The organism is Kitasatospora sp. NPDC058032 (genome assembly GCF_042885845.1).
Lineage (GTDB): Bacteria > Actinomycetota > Actinomycetes > Streptomycetales > Streptomycetaceae > Kitasatospora.
In genome coordinates, this window is record NZ_JBHVRK010000004.1 from 331,931 (window position 1) to 348,371 (window position 16,441).

The 16,441-nt window shown below is 75.5% G+C and carries 14 protein-coding genes; 8 read left to right on the forward strand and 6 right to left on the reverse strand.

The genetic code is table 11. The features are described from left to right. Window positions 1-51: 51 nt before the first annotated feature. On the forward strand, window positions 52-822 hold the full coding sequence (locus tag ACFVUH_RS09320) for a hypothetical protein (protein ID WP_355362454.1): 771 nt from the start codon (window positions 52-54) through the stop codon (window positions 820-822). Window positions 823-1,079: 257 nt separating this feature from the next. On the opposite strand, the gene ACFVUH_RS09325 is transcribed toward ACFVUH_RS09320, so the two are convergent. Beyond that, window positions 1,080-3,869, reverse strand: a complete 2,790-nt coding sequence (locus ACFVUH_RS09325) for a SpoIIE family protein phosphatase (protein WP_387912142.1) — start codon at window positions 3,867-3,869, stop codon at window positions 1,080-1,082. A gap of 243 nt (window positions 3,870-4,112) precedes the next feature. Between ACFVUH_RS09325 and ACFVUH_RS09330 the strand changes: the two genes are divergently transcribed. The 5 genes from ACFVUH_RS09330 to ACFVUH_RS09350 all read left to right on the forward strand — a co-directional run bounded on the left by ACFVUH_RS09330 (window position 4,113) and on the right by ACFVUH_RS09350 (window position 9,833). Then, window positions 4,113-5,294 (forward strand): rhodanese-like domain-containing protein, encoded by a 1,182-nt coding sequence (locus ACFVUH_RS09330; RefSeq protein ID WP_355362450.1) that lies wholly within the window; start codon window positions 4,113-4,115, stop codon window positions 5,292-5,294. A 19-nt stretch (window positions 5,295-5,313) separates the two neighbouring features. Beyond that, window positions 5,314-5,571 (forward strand): hypothetical protein, encoded by a 258-nt coding sequence (locus tag ACFVUH_RS09335; RefSeq protein WP_355362448.1) that lies wholly within the window; start codon window positions 5,314-5,316, stop codon window positions 5,569-5,571. A gap of 61 nt (window positions 5,572-5,632) precedes the next feature. After that, window positions 5,633-6,391, forward strand: coding sequence for a DUF5819 family protein (locus tag ACFVUH_RS09340; protein WP_387912143.1), 759 nt, complete (start codon window positions 5,633-5,635; stop codon window positions 6,389-6,391). Then, complete coding sequence (locus ACFVUH_RS09345) at window positions 6,388-7,680, forward strand: HTTM domain-containing protein (protein WP_387912144.1); 1,293 nt, start codon at window positions 6,388-6,390, stop codon at window positions 7,678-7,680. Before ACFVUH_RS09340 ends, ACFVUH_RS09345 begins: the two co-directional genes overlap by 4 nt. Before the next feature lie 5 nt (window positions 7,681-7,685). Then, window positions 7,686-9,833: an FUSC family protein gene (locus ACFVUH_RS09350; RefSeq protein WP_355362444.1), complete on the forward strand. Its 2,148-nt coding sequence runs from the start codon at window positions 7,686-7,688 to the stop codon at window positions 9,831-9,833. Here ACFVUH_RS09350 and ACFVUH_RS09355 read toward each other — a convergent pair whose 3' ends face one another. After that, window positions 9,834-10,490: a hypothetical protein gene (locus ACFVUH_RS09355; RefSeq protein WP_387912146.1), complete on the reverse strand. Its 657-nt coding sequence runs from the start codon at window positions 10,488-10,490 to the stop codon at window positions 9,834-9,836. A 104-nt stretch (window positions 10,491-10,594) separates the two neighbouring features. Between ACFVUH_RS09355 and ACFVUH_RS09360 the strand changes: the two genes are divergently transcribed. Together ACFVUH_RS09360 and ACFVUH_RS09365 are read left to right on the forward strand one after the other, a co-directional pair. After that, window positions 10,595-11,248: a TetR family transcriptional regulator gene (locus ACFVUH_RS09360; protein WP_387912147.1), complete on the forward strand. Its 654-nt coding sequence runs from the start codon at window positions 10,595-10,597 to the stop codon at window positions 11,246-11,248. 5 nt (window positions 11,249-11,253) lie between these two features. Continuing rightward, the gene (locus ACFVUH_RS09365; RefSeq protein WP_387912148.1) at window positions 11,254-12,018 is read left to right on the forward strand and encodes a TrmH family RNA methyltransferase; all 765 of its coding nucleotides are present in this window, start codon (window positions 11,254-11,256) and stop codon (window positions 12,016-12,018) included. Between the two features lie 33 nt (window positions 12,019-12,051). Here ACFVUH_RS09365 and ACFVUH_RS09370 read toward each other — a convergent pair whose 3' ends face one another. From ACFVUH_RS09370 to ACFVUH_RS09385, 4 genes are all read right to left on the reverse strand, one after another. Continuing rightward, window positions 12,052-13,419, reverse strand: coding sequence for a peptidoglycan-binding protein (locus ACFVUH_RS09370; protein WP_387912149.1), 1,368 nt, complete (start codon window positions 13,417-13,419; stop codon window positions 12,052-12,054). Window positions 13,420-13,653: 234 nt separating this feature from the next. Further along, on the reverse strand, window positions 13,654-14,601 hold the full coding sequence (locus ACFVUH_RS09375) for a pyridoxamine 5'-phosphate oxidase family protein (protein WP_387912150.1): 948 nt from the start codon (window positions 14,599-14,601) through the stop codon (window positions 13,654-13,656). A 24-nt stretch (window positions 14,602-14,625) separates the two neighbouring features. After that, window positions 14,626-15,093 (reverse strand): VOC family protein, encoded by a 468-nt coding sequence (locus ACFVUH_RS09380; RefSeq protein WP_387912151.1) that lies wholly within the window; start codon window positions 15,091-15,093, stop codon window positions 14,626-14,628. A gap of 199 nt (window positions 15,094-15,292) precedes the next feature. Next, entirely contained in the window at window positions 15,293-16,159 is an 867-nt protein-coding gene (locus ACFVUH_RS09385; protein WP_387912152.1) for a hypothetical protein, read from the reverse strand. Between the last annotated feature and the right edge of the window lie 282 nt (window positions 16,160-16,441).

Sequence of the window (16,441 nt, forward strand, 5' to 3'; positions counted from 1 at the left end):
CAACGGGGATTTGGAGAACCGGTTGTGATGCGGAGGACCCACGCGGGGGGCGTGCGAAAGGGGCCGCTGGCTATTGCCGGAGAGGCCGCTGTCGCCGAGTGGGGAACGCTGTTCGGCACGGTCCGGGAGCAGGTGGTCCGCAAGAAGTTCGCGGCCGTCCCGCTGGCCACCGTGGCGACCTGCCTGATCCTGCTGTTCAGCATCGTCCAGCACCTGCCGGGCGGGGAGCACTTCGTCACCAGGATCGGGGTGGTGAAGGCGGCGCTGCCGCTGGACGTCTCGCTGCTGCGGACGCCGCTGTCGCTGTACGTGCCGGCCCTGGACCTGCCGGTGTGGGGGGCGCTGGCGCAGGTCTTCGTGGTCTTCGGGATCGCCGAGATCGTGCTCGGCCGCCGGCTGACCCTGGTGGTGGCCTACACCTGCACGCTGGCCGGGACGCTGTTCGCCCGGGTCGGCGTGGCGATCGGGCCGGACCACCTCTTCGGGTTCCCGAAGTGGGTCGCCTACGTGCGGGACACCGGGCCGTCGGCCGCGGTGGTCGCGCTGGCGATCTGCATCGCGTTCCGCTGCCGGGCCTGGTTCACCGCCGGTCTGGTGGTGACGCTGATGGTCGGCGAGGCGGTCGTGCTGCCGAACCTGGCGGGCATGGAGCACGTGGTCGCGGTGATCGCGGCGCTGCTGATCGCGGTGTCGGTGGAGGTCTTCGGGGACTTCTGGCCGCGGGTGCTGGCCGGCGTCGGGGCGGCCGACGTGGTGGCGACCGCCACCGCCTCGCTGGAGGCGGCCGCCGAGACCCGCCGCCGCGCCCCCGCCGGCGCCTGAGCACGCCCACCCGAGCACGCAGCCCACGAGCACGCCGCCCTGCGCACCCCGGCACGCAGCCCACGAGCCGAAGGGCCGCCGCCGGTGCCGAAAGGGAGAAGCGAGGACGCCGCGACGAAGGAGGGGCGTTGGAGCGCCGACCGTCGGCGCCGGCACCCAGCGGCCCGGAGGCGAGTGGGCTCCGACAAGAGGGTGTGGCGTTGGAGCGCCGACCGTCGGCGCCGGCACCCAGCGGCCCGGAGGCGAGTGGGCTCCAGCTAAAGGGGCAGCTCGAACCAGACGACCTTGCCGACCGCCTTGCGGGCCGTGCCCCAGCTGTCGGCGAGCTTGGTGACCAGGGTGAGGCCGCGGCCGGTCTCGCCGAGTTGCTCGGCGGGCTCCAGCGACGGCAGGTTGTGGTTGTCGTCGCTCACCTCGACCAGCAGCTTGTCGACCCGGATCAGCTGGAGCTGGACCCGGTCGCGGGCGACCCGGACGGCGTTCGTGACCAGCTCGCTGACCAGCAGCACGACGGTGTCGCTCACCGACTCCAGGTGCCACGCGGCGAGCTGCTCGCGGACCAGGGCCCGGGCCCGGCCGACCTCGCGCTGGTCGACGGTGAGGTCCCAGGTGGCGACCTCGCTCGGCGGGACCCCGTCGAAGCGGGCCACCAGCAGCGCGACATCGTCCTTGCGGTCGTCCGAGTGCAGCCGGTCCAGGACCACGTCGCAGGCCTCTTCGGGGCTCTGCGTGGGGTCGATCAGGTTGCCGCAGAGCGCGGCCAGCCCGGCTCCTATGTCGCCGCCCCGCACCTCGACCAGGCCGTCGGTGCAGAGCACCAGCATCGAGCCGTCCGAGACGTCGATGGTCTTGGCGACGAACGGGACCCCGCCCACGCCGATCGGGGCGCCGGCCGGGATCTCCAGCAGCTCGCCGGTGCCGTCCGGGTGGACCAGGACCGGCGGGACGTGGCCGGCGCTGGCCAGCTCGCAGGTCCGGTTGATCGGGTCGTAGACCGCGTACAGGCAGGTGGCGAGGTGGTCGTCGCCGAGCTTGTGGGCCAGGTTGTCCAGGTGGCGCAGCAGCTGGCCGGGCGGCAGGTCGAGGGCGGCGAGGGTCTGCATGGCGGTGCGGAAGCGGCCCATCGCGGCGGCCGAGTGCAGGCCGTGGCCCATGACGTCGCCGACCACCAGGGCAACCCGGCTGCCGGGCAGCTGGATGGCGTCGAACCAGTCGCCGCCGACCTCGGCCCGGGAGTCGCCGGGCAGGTAGCGGTGGGCGATCTGGACGCCGGGGATCTGCGGCGGGCGGGTCGGGATCATCGACCGCTGGAGGGTGGTGGCGACCCGCGCCTCGGCCCGGTGCAGCCGGGCGTTGTCGAGCGAGAGCGCGGCCCGGGCGGCCAGCTCCTTGAGGGTGGCGGCGTCGCACTCGTCGAAGGGGCCGCGGTCGGGGAGCCGGAGCAGCTTGAGGATGCCGAGCACGGTGCCGCGGGCGGAGAGCGGCACCACCAGCATCGAGCGGCCGGAGACCACCGGGACGAGTTCCGGTCCGCCGAGCGCGGCGGCGTAGTCGACGGCGACGTCCCGGGTGACCACCGGGACCAGCACCGGCTGGTTGAGCTGGAGGGCCATGCCGGGCGGGGTGCGGCGGGGCATGGCGACCAGCGAGCCCTCGGCGAGCACGTGGTCCCACTGGCCGGTGGACTCGTTGCGGGCGAGGGCCACCCGGCGGAGCATCGTGTCGTCGTCCGGGCGGGCCTCCGGCAGCTCGGAGTCGGAGATCAGGCCGTCGACGAGGTCGACGCAGGCGAAGTCGGCGACCCGGGGGACGAGCACCCGGCACAGTTCGAGGGCGGTGAAGCCGAGGTCGAGGGTGGTGCCGACCTTGCCGCCGACCTCGTTGAGCAGGGCCAGCTGCTCGCCGGCGTGGCCGTTGGTGAGGAACGGGCCGAGCCGGCCGGCGGTCGGTGCGGGGGCGGGCGGTGGCACGGTGACGGGGACGGCGGGCGGCGGGGTGGCCGGCTCGCCGGGGTGGAGCCGGTGCCCGTTGGCGGGCGGTCCGACGGTGGTCTGCTCGATGGTGGTGCCTCCTCGCGGCGGGGCCGGGACGACCGGGCCGGCGGCCTGTGTGCCGAGGCCGGTGACGGTCGGGCCGGCCACGGCCGGAGCGCCGGTCCGGTCGGCGGCTTGGGCGCCGGCCTGTGGGGCGGCGGACTCGCGCTGGGCGGGCAGCGGTCCGGCCGGGCGGCGGCCGGGCGCGGACTGCTCGGGCTGCGGCGGCGGGCCGAGCCGGGCGGTGCGCTGCTGCGCGGTCGGGTAGCGGCGGCCGATCCCGGCCGCGGCGTGCGCGGTGCCGGCCGCCGGGTCGGCCGGGTGCAGCGGCAGCACGGTGGCCGGGTCCAGCCGGAGGGCGGGAAGCCCGGCCCGGGTCAGGGCGTCGAGCAGCGGTCCGCGGCGTTCGGCGGAGCCGGGCAGCAGGGCGGCGAGCGGTTCCGGGACGGGCCGGCCGGTGGTGGTCAGCGCGGCGGAGAGCCGGTGGAAGCCGCCCAGCGCGCCGGGGGCGGCGGCGAACGGCAGCAGCCGCTCGCCGACGGCCAGCCTCGGGCCGGCGGAGCGCAGCGGGCGGGCGTCGGCGGCGAGGGCCAGCAGTCCGCCGGCCGGGCCGTCCACCGGGTAGGCCCACCAGAGCACGTCCCGCAGGTGCTCCTCGCGGTCGACCACGGGCAGCTGTCCCGCCCAGGCGGCGCCGGCCGCGGTCAGTTCGGCGAGGGTGGCGAAGGTGTCCCGGCGGCGGCCGGCGGCCGGGAGCGCGGCAGGGCCGGGGACGCTGCGCGGCTCGGCGGCGGGCAGCAGTCCGGCGGCCGGGCGGTCGCGGACGGTTTCCGCGCGGTGTCCGAAGAGTTCCTCGGCGGCCCGACTCCACTGGGCGACCCGCCCGCCGCGGTCGACCAGCACGAGGGCGAGCCGGACCAGGGCGACCACCCTTGACGGCTGGTCGCCCGGTGCGGTGCCGGGCACCGGGTCGGTGCCCGCCGGACGCGGTGTGGAGTTGGGGTCGTCCACCATGGATTCGGTCTGCTCCCGCCTGGCCGCCACGCCTGGAGACGGCCGTTTCTCCGGAGGAAGGCATGCTGTGCGGATACCAGCGAAGCACGGACGGGCCGGGAGCCGGTACCAAAACGGGGAGATTCCTCGGTATCAGTTGCGTGTCACATGTCGTGCGCCGGTCCGCACTCCCCTTCCGCCTCGCGGCGGCGGCGCGCGGGCGGGCGGTAGGGTCGCAGGACGGCACGCAGGAGGAGGCGAGAGGTGACCGCGCAGATCCCGGTCCGCTGGACCGATCCGGAGCAGCAGGAGCTCGAGGAGCGGGTCGAGGCCGCCGAACTCGCCTGGCTCACGATGGACGTCGACGTCCGGACGCTGCGCGTCGAGATCGACAACTTCGCGCTGATCCACCACCAGTTGCTCGGACCGCTGTACGCCCGGCTGGACGAGCTGGACGCGCTGCTCGCCGAGGCGGTGGCGGCCCGCACCGGGGATCCGCAGGACCTGCTGCGGGCCCGCGAGGCGCGGCAGCGGGTCGAGGACCTGCCGGACCTGGACGCGCTGTTCGACAGCGTCCGGGAGCAGGGCCGGTCGGAGTCGGACGGGCCGGAGCAGGCCCCGCCGCCGCCCGCCGCGCCCGCCCGGGTGCGGCCCGGCCGGGAGGCCCAGCGGATCTACCGCGAGCTGGTCCGCCGCGCCCACCCGGACCTGTCCACCGACCCGGAGGAGCAGCAGCGCCGGGCGGCGTTCCTGGCCCGGGTCAACGAGGCCTACGCCTACGGCGACACCGGCGCGCTGGAGGCGCTGGCCGCCGAGTGGTCCACCGCGCCCGAGGCGGCTCCCGCCGTCGACTCCCCCGACCGGCTCGGCTGGCTGCGCCGCCGGCTGGAGTGGCTGACCGGCCGGATCGGCGAGCTCGCCACCGAGCAGGTCCGGCTGGAGCGCAGCGCGATGGGTGAGCTGCTGGCGCTCGCCCCGCAGGACCCGGACGGGCTGCTGACCGAGCTGGCCGAGCAGCTGCTGGCCAAGGCCGCCGCCCAGCAGGCCGAGCTGGAGCGGCTGATGGGCCCGGTGGGGGACAATGGCGGGGCCGATCCCGACGCCCAGGAGAACCAGACGATGTTCGCGCAGATCCCCACCATCGACGCCGCCGCCGTGCCCGCCGACGCCGCCCTGCTGGACGTCCGGGAGCAGGACGAGTGGGACGCCGGGCACGTCGACGGCGCGCTGCACATCCCGATCGGCGAGGTGGTCGCGCGGATCGGTGAGCTGCCGGACGAGAAGCTGTACGTGCTCTGCCGGGTCGGCGGGCGTTCCGCGCAGGTCGTCCAGTACCTGGTGCAGAACGGCCGGGACGCGGTCAACGTGGACGGCGGGATGTACGCCTGGGACGGCGCGGGCCGCCCGATGGTGAGCGGCAACGGGCAGGACGCCTTCGTCCTGTAGCGGGGAGAGCGGGGGGACTGTGCGGAGCGAGCCGGAGGGGCGGCCCGAGGGGGCCCGGGAGGTGCCGCGGGCGCTGCGGTACCCGTGGTCGGTGGTGCCGGGGCTGCTGCTCGCGGTGGCCGGCCAGGTGCTGGCGGCGACCGGCCACCCGGTGGCCGCGATCACGGTGGGCGCGGCCGGTGCGGCGGTCGGGCTGACCGTCGTGGCGGTGGTGCTGCGGCGGCGCCGTCGGAGCGGACCGACCGGGTCCGGGGGCTCCGCAGGGCGGCGCGAGTAGGGCAGGATGGGCGCGCGACCGGGCCGGCGCGGTGCCGGCCCCACCCGTCCCGGGGGAGTTCATGGCCGAGAGTGCCGAGGACGCCGATCACGTCGAGCACGTCGAGCACGCCGAGCACGTCGAGGACGCCGAACGCACCGAGAGCACCGAGAAGGCCGAGAACGCCGGGAGCACCCAGGCGCCGCCCGTCGGCCGGGCCTGGTCGGCGCCCGCCCGGGTCGTCCTGGGCGCGGCGGCCGTGCTGCTGGTGACGGCCACCGGGCTGTTCCTCGGTGCCGTCTTCCTGCACGTGGCGCCCGCCAATCCGCTCTCCCGGGAGTACCGGGAGCAGTTGGACGGCCTGATCTACCCGGAGTTCGAGCAGAACTGGAAGCTGTTCGCGCCCAACCCGCTGCAGCAGAACGTCGCGGTGGACGCCCGGGTGCGCACGGCGACGCCGGACGGGGAGGCCGTGGTGCACGGGTGGGTGGGGCTGACCGCGCAGGACATCGCGGCGATCCGGGGCAATCCGGCGCCCAGCCACGCCGACCAGAACCTGCTGCGCCGGGCCTGGGACTTCTACGACGGCTCGCACAGCGCCCAGGACGAGTCGCCGACCACGGAGCGCGGGCGGCTCGCCGAGCAGTACCTGAAGCGGATCGCGGTGCAGCGGATCGGGAGCAGCGTGGACGGGCGGCCGGTGGTGGCGGTCGAGCTGCGGGTGACCACCGGCACCGTCGCGCCGCCGGAGTGGAGCGGGGAGGCGGCGCCGCCCGCGCCGAAGGTGCGTGAGCTGCCCTGGTGGCCGGTGGCGGACGAGGACCTGCGGGGGCTGCGGTGAGCGGTACGACACCGGCCGGGGCGCCGGAGCGGCTGCGCGAGGGGATCCCGCGTCAGTCCGGACCGGTGGCCGCGGAGGGTACCGAGGACGCCGCGGGCGGTCCGCGGCGGCCGGGTCCGGTCGGGCCGGCCTGGCTGACCGGGCCGGCCGGGTTCGCCGGGTCGGCCGCGCGGGTGTTCGCGGTCTTCGCCGGCCGGGTGCTCGGGCGCCACCAGGCGGCGACGGTGCGGATCGGCTTCGGGCTGGTCTGGCTGGCGTACCTGCTGCGCGAGTGGCCCAACCGGAGGCTGCTGTACGGCGACACCTCGCCCTGGTCGGCGGACCTGGCCCGGCAGCTGCTGGCCGACAACGGGGCGCTGACCGTGCTGCCCTGGTTCGACGGGCGGCTCTGGTTCGAGCTGGTCTACCACCTGGCGGTGCTGTCGGCGCTGGCGGTGCTGCTCGGCTGGCGCACCCGGGCGGCCACCGTGCTGTTCCTGGTCACCGTGCTGTCGGTGCAGAACCGCAACGTCTTCCTCGGCGACGGCGGCGACAACATCGTCCATCTGATGGCGGTCTACCTGGTCTTCACCCGGTGCGCCGAGGTGTGGTCGCTGGACGCCCGGCGGGCCCGGTCCGGACGGGGCGGGGCGCTCGGGGTTCAGCTCTGGGCGCTGCTCGGGGCGCTGCTGCTGGTCTGTCAGCTGGGCGGTTTCGCGGGGTCGAGCCTGGACTGGACGGTCCCGGCGTTCCCGTACGTCGGCTGGGGGGCGCTGTTCTGGCTGCTCTGGGCGGTGGCCGGGCTCTGGTGGCTGGTGGACCGGCTGGCGCCGCAGGGCGAGACCCGGGCGGTGCTGGACGCGCTGGCGACCATGGTGCACAACTGCGCGATGCTGGTGATCGCCGTCGAGGTGGTGCTGATCTACGCCACGGCCGGCTGGTACAAGGTGCAGGGCTCGCGCTGGCAGGACGGCACCGCGCTCCACTACCCGCTGCACCTGGACTACTTCACGCCCTGGCCGGGGCTGTCCGCGCTGGTCGGCGGGATGCTGCTGCCGGTGTTCCTGATCACCTACGGGACGGTGCTGCTCCAGGTGGCCTTCCCGTTCACGCTGGTGAACCGGCGGATCAAGAACGTGCTGCTGGTGGTGATGATGGCCGAGCACCTGGGGATCGCGGTGCTGCTCGGGCTGCCGGTGTTCTCGCTGGCGATGATCGCGGCGGACGCGGTGTTCCTGCCCACGGCGGCGCTGCTGTGGGCCGGGGAGCGGGTCGCGCGGATCCGGCCGTGGAGGGCCCCACTAAGCTGACCGCTATGTCCTGGTTCGCAGCGCTTCGAGACACCGCGCGGACCGGACTGACCATCGACCGGACGCTCACCGACCCCAAGCGGGCGCTGCGCGGGGCGGTCGCCGTCGCCCTGGTGCTCTTCCCGACCCTCGCGCTCGGCGACGCCCGGCTCGCCACCTCGGCCGCGATGGGCGCGTTCATCGCCGGGACGGCGACCTTCCAGCGCAGCTTCCGGCCCCGGGCCACGCTGGCCGTCGCCGCCGGGGTCGGACTCGGCGTCAGCACCTGCCTCGGATACCTGGCGGCCGGGGTGACCGGGCTGTTCCCGGCGCTGCTGGCGGTCTGGGCCTTCGGCGCCGGGCTCGCCTGGGCGATCGGGCCGACCGCCGGGGTGGTCGCCGCCAACACGCTCTCGGTGATGCTGATCGTCGTCCAACTGCCGGTCAGCCCGCTCACCGCGCTCGGTCACGGGCTGGTCTGCTCGCTCGGCGGCGCCGTCCAGGCCCTGGTCATCACCGTCTGGCCGATCGGCAGTTGGACCGCCCAGCGCGAGGCGCTCGCCGACACCTACGCCGAGCTCGCCGACTACGCGCGCCGGCTGCGCCAGGACCCGACCGCGCACATCGACCCCGAGCCCTTCATGGAGGCCCGGCACGCCGCCGCGCTGACGCCCTGGCAGGACCGGCACCGGCCGGCCGAACTGCGCGGCCTGCGCGGCCTCGCCGAGCGGATCCGGCCCACCCTGGCGGCGATCGCCGACCCCAAGGTCGGTGCCCCCGAGGAGGGCCCGGAGCGCGACCGGGCCCGGGAGGTGCTGGCCGCCTCCGCCGAGGCGATGGACGTGCTGGCCCGGGCGATCCGCACCGGCGAGCCGGTCCGGCTGCCGCGTTCGGCGCCCGCGCTCACGCTGGTCGCCCGGACCGAGGGACCGGAGCTGCGCGGTGCCGCCCGCCGGGCCGCGCGCCGGCTGGCCGGACTGCTCCGCAAGGCCGCCGACGCGCTGGACCGCAGCTCCGAGGACACCATCGACACCCCCGTCCTGCAGCCCGGCGGGGCGCTGCGCAAGCCGCCGCTGGTCAAGATGCTGCCGACGGCGCTGCGCGCGGTGCGGCGGCAGTTCCATCCGCGCTCGGCGGTCTTCCAGCACGCCGTACGGCTGTCCGGTGTGGTCACCGTCGCCTATCTGCTGGCCCGGCTGGTCGGCTTCCACCACGGCTACTGGGCGCCGATGACGGCCGCGATGGTGATGCGGCCGGACTTCGCGCAGACCTACAGCCGCGGCGTGGCCCGGCTGGCCGGGACGGTCGTCGGCGTGGCCGTCTCCACCCTGGTGGTGCAGCTGGCCCGGCCCGGGGAGTGGGTGCTGGCCGCGCTGGCGGTGGTCTCGATCGGCGGCGCCTATCTGACCTTCCGCACCGGCTACGCGGTGATCACCGTCTGCATCTCCTCCTACGTGGTCTTCCTGCTCGGCCTCCAGGAGGGGAACCCGCTGACCACGGCGGTGGAGCGGGTCGGTCTCACGCTGCTCGGCGGCTCGGTGGCGCTGCTCGTCTACGCGCTCTTCCCGACCTGGCAGACCGCCCGGCTCGGCGAGCGGCTGGCCGAGTGGCTGGCCGCCGCCGGGCGGTACGCGGCCGAGGTGGTCGCCGTCTACGAGCGGCCGGCGGCGCCGCGCGGACGGGAGGTCCGCTCGGCGCTGCTGGACTCCCGGGAGGCGCGCTCAGAGCTGCTCCAGGCGATGCAGCGGGCCGACGCGGAGCCCGGCCGGCACGCCTCCGGGCTGCCCGGGGTGAGCCGCCGCCAGCTGGACCGGGCGCGCGCGGCGGTCGGCCACCTCGGGCGGGTCGCCGTCCTGCTGGAGGCCCACCTGCCCGGGGCGGACGCCGAGCCGGTGCCGGGGGCGGCCGAGTTCGCCGAGGAGCTGCGACTGGCCACGGCGCTGGCGGCCGGTGCGCTGCTGACCGGTCAGCCGGTGGAGTTCGGCGCCGTCCGGGAGGCCCAGGAGCGGCTGGAGCGCCGGCTCGCCGAGGAACCGGCCGGGGTGCAGCGGGATGTGGTGCGCTCCGGCACCCGGCTGCTGCTCCAGGCGCTGAGGGACCTCGAACGGGCGCTGCGCGGCGGCGGCACGGCGGCCGCCGCCGGGCGGCGCGAGCCGGAGCCCACCGGGCGCTAGCTAGGCGCCGGCTGCCGCGGCCTCCAGCCAGTTGGCGAACTCGCAGGCGAAGTGCCACTGGTGGCCGGTGGACAGCTCGGCCGGGGCGGCGGCCGGGAACTCGACGGTGAGCCGGATCCGCAGGCCCTCGGGGGTGTCGGCGAACTCGTGCATCACCCGCAGCACCTCGGAGCCGTCCGCCAGGTGGCCGGTGCCGCCGATCCGGACCGGGTACCGCGGGGTGGCGGGGGTCGGGTGGAAGCGCAGGAAGAAGCGGAGCGGACCGCTGCCGACCGTCTCGACGATCTCGACCGTGCCGCCGGTGGAGTCGGCCAGGTAGTGCTCGGGGTTGGCGGCGAGCAGGGCGGCCCGGTCGGGGGCCCGCAGCCGGCCCTGCCACCAGGTGAGGAAGGTCGTGGCGTCGATGCCGGTGGCGGTCAGCTCGGTGACGGCGGCGCGCCACTCGCCGTCGGAGGCGCGCAGCCAGTCGGCCATGGCGGCGTCGGCGGCGGCGGTGTCGGGGGCGAGCAGGTCGCGGACGCGGTCGTCGCCGAGGCGCTGCTTCAGCAGGCGCAGGGCGGCCCGGCCGCGTTCCAGCTCCCAGCCGAGCACGGCGGTGCGCTCGTGCCGGACGCCGTCGATGTGGGTGCGGATGTGCAGGGGGGCGGTGGTCGTCATGGCGTTGCTCCTCGGAGGGTGCCCGACTTAAACGGAGAGATTTTCTCCGCCTTTGCCGACGCTAGCATAGGAGGAGGAAAGTTCTCCGGTTAAGGGGTTGGGTGATGAGGGCGGACGCGGAACGCAGCCGGCGCAGGATCCTGGACGCCGCCTGCGAGGTCTTCCTGGAACGCGGCCCGGACGCCCCGCTGGACGCGGTGGTCCGCCGGGCCGGCGTCGGGCCGGGCACCCTCTACCGGCGATTCCCCGACCGGACGGCCCTGGTCAGGGCGTTGGTCACCGACCTGCTGGCCCGGCTCGCCGAGGCCGCCGGACAGGCCCGGGCCGCCGAGCCCGACCCCTTCCGGGCGCTGCGCCGCTTCGCGCACGCCGCCGCCGACCTGCGGATGGGCGCGGCGATCGTGGTGCTGCTGGAACGGCTGGTCGTCGACGCGGACCTGGTCGCCGTCCGCTCCCGCGCGGTCGACGAGGTCGAGGCCCTGCTGCGCGCCGCCCAGGACGCCGGGCAGCTGCGGGCGGACGTCGGCATGGGCGACCTGGTGCTGCTCTGCGTACGGGTCTCCCGGCCGCTGCCGGGCGGCCTGGCCGCGCTGGACGCCGACGGCACGCTCGTCCACCGGCACCTGGACCTCGCGCTGGCCGGTCTGCGGCCGGGCGCCGGGGACGGGGCCGGCGGTGCGGAGCCGCTGTCGTTCGAGCAGCTGATCGCGGCCGCCGGACGGCCGGGCGAGCCGTCCCCCACCGGAGTGGCAGAGTGAGCCGGATGAACGAGGAACTGCTGCGGGCCTGGCGGGCCGGGGCCGAGGAACCGGGAACGGTGCTGCTGGACGGGTTCCACCCGCTGAAGCACGCGCTGCGGTTCGGCGGCGCCGTCCGGCAGGTGCTGACCGCCGACCGGGCGGCGCTGCTGGCGCTCGCCGCCGAACTCGCCCCGGACGTGGCCCCCGCGCTGGACGCGCTGGCCGCCGAACTGCCGGCGGACGCGCTGCGTTCCCTCGCGCCCCGGCTGCACCCGACCGGGGTGATCGCGCTGGCGGTGCGGCCCACCGCCGAGGCCAACCGCGCCGCGCTGGCCGTCCGGCCCCGCCCGGCCCCCGTCGTGCTGCTGGAGAACCCGCGCAACCTGGGCAACGTCGGCGCGGTGATCCGGCTCGCGGCCGGCTTCGGCGCCGCGGGTGTGGTCACCACCGGCGAACTGGACCCCTGGCACCCGGCGGTGCTCCGCGGCAGCGCGGGCCTGCACTTCGCCACCGCCGTCGAGCGGCTGACCCTGCCGGAGCTGCCGACGGGCCCGCTCTACGTGCTGGACCCGGAGGGCGCGGACATCCGGGCGACGGCCTTCCCGGACGACGCGGTGCTCGCCTTCGGCACCGAGCGGCACGGGGTGACGCCGGAGCTGAAGGCACGGGCCGACGAACTGGTCGCGGTGCCGATGCGGCCCGGCGTCTCCAGTTTCAACCTGGCGACCAGTGTGGCGATGGGGCTGTTCCACTGGATGTCCGGGCGCCCGCCCGGCGCGCCGGCGTGAACCGACGGCCGGGCGGAGCCGGATGACTCGGCGTCAGGAGAACAGCCGCCTCCAGGTGTCCGGACCGGGGTAGCCGTCGGCCTCGGCGCCGCGCCAGCCCTGCGCCTCCTGGAAGGCCTGGACGTTGCGGCGGTCGGACTCCGTCCAGCGCGGGCCCGGCCCCTGGGTGTAGGAGGCGCCGTAGCCCTTGCGGACCAGCTGCTCGCCGAGCTGCCGCACGAAGTCGTTGTTGGCGCCGGGGCCGAACTTGTCGGCGCCCGGGAAGGCCGGCACCCCGGTGCCGGGGTTCACCGGCGGGGGCGGCTGCGGGGTGCCGCCGGTGCCTCCGGTGCCGCCGTCGATGTCGCGGCCCTTGCCGTTGACCAGGTAGTCCCAGGTGGCCTTGCCCGGGATGCCGTCCGCCTCGCTGCCGCGCCAGCCCTGGGCGAGCTGGAAGGCCTCGGTGGCCCGCCGGTCCGCCTCGCCCCAGCGCGGGCCGGGGCCCTCGCTGTAGAACCGGCCGCCGCCGCGCTGCACCAGCATCTGGCCGAGCCTGGTGACGTCGGCGTTGTTGGCGCCGGGGCCGAACGCGCCGGCGCCCGGGAAGGCCGCCGACGCGGAGCCGCCGCCGCTGCTGCCGCCGTTGGAGGTGGAGAGCCCCTTGTAGCGGTACGGGACGTAGGAGGCGGAGTTGTTCCAGTACGCGTACGGGGTGGAGCGCTTGAGGGTGTTCGGGGAGGTCTGCTCGTACGCGATGTAACGGGTGCGGGAGGAGTCGGTCCAGCCGCCGAAGATCGTCACGTGCGAACCGGACTGCGGGCTGGCCGGGTTGTTGTAGACCAGGATGTCGCCGGGCTGCAGGTCGGCCTTGGTGATCCGGTCGGCGAAGTCCGGCAGGGTCCAGGTGGTCTGGCTGCTGCCCAGCCCCCAGGCCATCGAGACGAAGCCGGAGCAGTCCTGGCGGTAGCCGTCCGACCAGTAGCGGCTCATGCTGTACGGGACCTTCTGGTCGACCCAGCGCTGGGCCCGTTCGATGATCTGGGCCCGGGTGACCGGCGTCGCGGTGGCGCGCGGGGCGGCGAAGGAGCGGGCGGTGGGGGACTCGCCGTAGAGGCCGCTGACCTCGCCCTGCGGGGTCTCGCCGCGCGGGGCGGCCGGGCCGCCCGGGCTCGGGGTCGGTGCCGGGGCCGCGACGGCGGTGGCCGCGCCGGCCGCGCCGCCGCCCAGGGCGGTGCCGACGGCGGCCATCAGCACGGCCGCCCGACGGCGGACGCTGCGGGCCGCCGCGTGTCCGCCCTCGTGCACCGGCGCGGAACGCAGCCGGGCCCGGCGGCGGGCGCAGCAGCCCCCGCATATGCAGTCGTCGTCCGGCTCTATCTCGTCGAATTCCAGCAGGGGGGCCGACTGGTCTGTTCGGGTCATACTCCGCCTCTTGTTTCTCCTGGTGGGGGACGGTGCGGGTCGCGCCGCTGACGGCGTGACAGCACGGTCCTTCCCAGGGACACACTGCTTGTTATCGGGACCAAAGTCCCAAAGCGGACCGCCGGGCGCCATGGCGGATTACGCCGAACGGGTGACGGCCGTTCGGCGCCCGGTCGGTGGCACCGTGTCGGAGGGGGAGGTAGAGGGCGCTCCCGGCAGGGAAATGGCGGGAGGTCAGCAGACGGGGCGTCGGACAGTCGGCGGGTTGGCGGGCGAGTACTCGGGCTCGGTCCAGGCCAGCGGGGTGGCGTCGGCCAGTTCGACGACGCCGGTGACGGTCAGGTCGACCACCCGCTCGGCGCCCGGCAGGCCGGCGGCGGCCGGTCCGGACCAGTCGGTCCTGGCCTCGCCGGTGATCAGCAGCGCGCCGCCGGTCTCCCAGTCCGGGACGAGCAGCCCGGCCCGGGGGTCGAGCTCCAGGTTTCCCAGCGTCATGAACATGCTGTTGCCCGCGTAGTCGGGCCAGCGCAGCCGGTCCGGTCCGAGCACCCGCAGGAAGCCCGGGGCGCCGCCGCGGTGCGAGGCGTCCATCGCGCCGTCCGGCCCGGCGGTGGCGACGAAGAAGGTGTCGGCGGTGCTCAGCCACAGCTGCTGGACGGTGCTCAGCGCGGAGCCGGCCGCCACCCGGCGCGGGGCGCCGGCCTCCGGACGGTCCGCCGGATGGCGGCGCTGGATGTACTTCGGGCAGTTGGCGTAGACCTGGTCGGCGCTGATCACCAGGCCGCCCCGGCCGTCCGGTGCGGAGCGGCCGTTGACCCGCATCCGGCGCCGGCCGGCCGGGTCCAGGGCGATGGTGCCGACCTCGGCGGGGCCGGCCAGGGCGGCCGCCAGCGGGTCCTCCCCGGCCGGGCGGGCGGCCACCGTCACGGTCCGCTCGTCGGCGGCTCGCAGGAAGCCGGCCGGGCCGCTGAGCTGGGTGGCCCAGAGCCGGCCGTCGGCGTCGGCCGCGCCGGCCACCAGCACCCGCCGCTCGGTGAGGAAGCGGGCGGCCACGGCCGGGATGGTGCTGCCGACGGCGCGGCCGGAGTGGTCGGCGCGGTCCGTCCGGCCGGCCCGGTGCTGCACGGTCCGTTCGCCGGGGTGGTACGGCCCGGGTCGGTGGGCCGGACCGGCGGTGCTCATCGCGGGTGCCTCCCTCGGGGGCGGTCAGAAGAAACCGCAGGTCGGGGCGGACTCGGTGGGGGCCGGGTTGCCGGTGGTGTCGACCCCGGCCGGGGTGTGGATCTCCAGCCGGATGCCGTCCGGGTCGGTGAAGAAGATCCCGCCGGAGGCGGCGCCCTCGCGGTGCGGGACGACGCCGTCGTAGGTGAAGGAGGCGCCCAGTTCATGCAGCAGGGCTTCGGCGGCGCGGACCTCGTCGAGCGAGTCGACCTGGAAGGAGAGGTGGTGCAGGCCGGGCGCGCCGGTGGGGAAGGAGCCCTCGCTCTGCTGCCAGAGCGTCAGCACCGGGCGGCCGTCGCGGCCGAGGAAGGCGAAGCGGCGCTCCGGGTCGGTGCCCTCGTCGACCAGCTCCAGGCCGAGGACGCGCCGGTAGAACGCGGTCGAGCGGGTCAGATCGGTGACGTTCAGCCCCACGTGGCCGGTCTGCAGGGTGCTGCTGATGGTGCCGGACATGCCTGATCACTCCCCTGGTCAGGACGCCTCTGGGCGCCACGCGTAACCGTTGTGATTGACGGTAGTGGTTAGGTCGAGAAGGGGTCAACCAGTACTGGCGTCTTCAATGGTTAGATTTTCCGGGCATGGCTATGCCATGACAAGAATGCCGAAGGGCCGTGCGAGGGAGCGGGCGCGCGGGCGCCGGGCCGCGGTGCGGCTACTCCCACTCCCAGCGGACGCCGATGTGGCCCGGCTGCTGGTCGGGGGCGAGCACATGGGCGCTGGCCGAGGCGCCGATCCAGAGCTGCTCGCGGCGGCGGTCGACGTCCGCCCCCGGGTCGCGGTCGTAGCGCTCGCAGTGCACCGGCACGGTCGCCGGGTCGAAGTGCACCTGGAGCACGTACTCGCGCACCGGCGTGGCGAAGCGGCGGCTGTACTCGGTCGTCTCGGCGCCGCCGGACGGGATCTCCACCTCGTACTCGAAGACGGTGCTGTCACCGAGGCCCAGCGGGCGGTCCAGCATCACCTCGCCGATGATCAGTCCGGACTCCGGGCGGCGGCGCACCCGGCCGAGCCGGCCGTGCCGCACGTCGGTGAGCTCCGGACAGCCGGTCGCCTCCTCGTCGGCCTTGTGGACCACCAGGCAGCGGGTCACCCCGGCCACCGTGGCGCGCACCACCAGGCGGATCCGCATCAGGTTGCCGCGGCGGTCGGCGTCGACGTAGTACGAGTCGTGGACCGAGAGCCGCTCCAGCTCGCCGGCCGGCGGCGCGTCCAGTTCGGCGAAGACCTCGGAGAGCTCCTGCTCGCCCGGCCAGACGTCCTCCAGCCGCAGATGGCTGGTGCTGGCGTTGGCCGCCCAGCGGCCGCGCGGGCGCGGCGGGCCGAGCAGCGCGGACAGCGTGGAGTGCGGCAGACCGAGCAGCTCCTCCAGCAGGTGCACGGCGCGCAGCGAACTGGCCCGCTCGGGCTGGCTGCGTCCGCGCCGCCAGTAACTCAGTGTCGTGACACTGACTCTGACGCCCCGTTGGGCGAGCGCCGCGCGGATCCGGTCCAGGCTGAGGCCGCTGGCCTCGATCGCCACGTGCAGGGTGTCGGCGAAGCCCCCGGTGGGGCTCGGGCGCCCGGGCGTCGGGGCGGGAGACAGTGGCGGAGCGGGTGGCCGAGGGGTGGGCGCGGGCGCGTCCTGGCGCGGCCCGACCAGTCTGAGTCGTGCGTCCTGGGGGTGCTGTGAGGCCATGTGGTTACCTTCCCCACCGAGCGGGTTCGGCAGACCCGGTGCGGCGCCGGAACGCGCCGTCAATGGCCTCGCCGAGCTGTGGGGAACCCTATGCACGGTCGAGAGGCTACGTCATCAGTCGTGCGT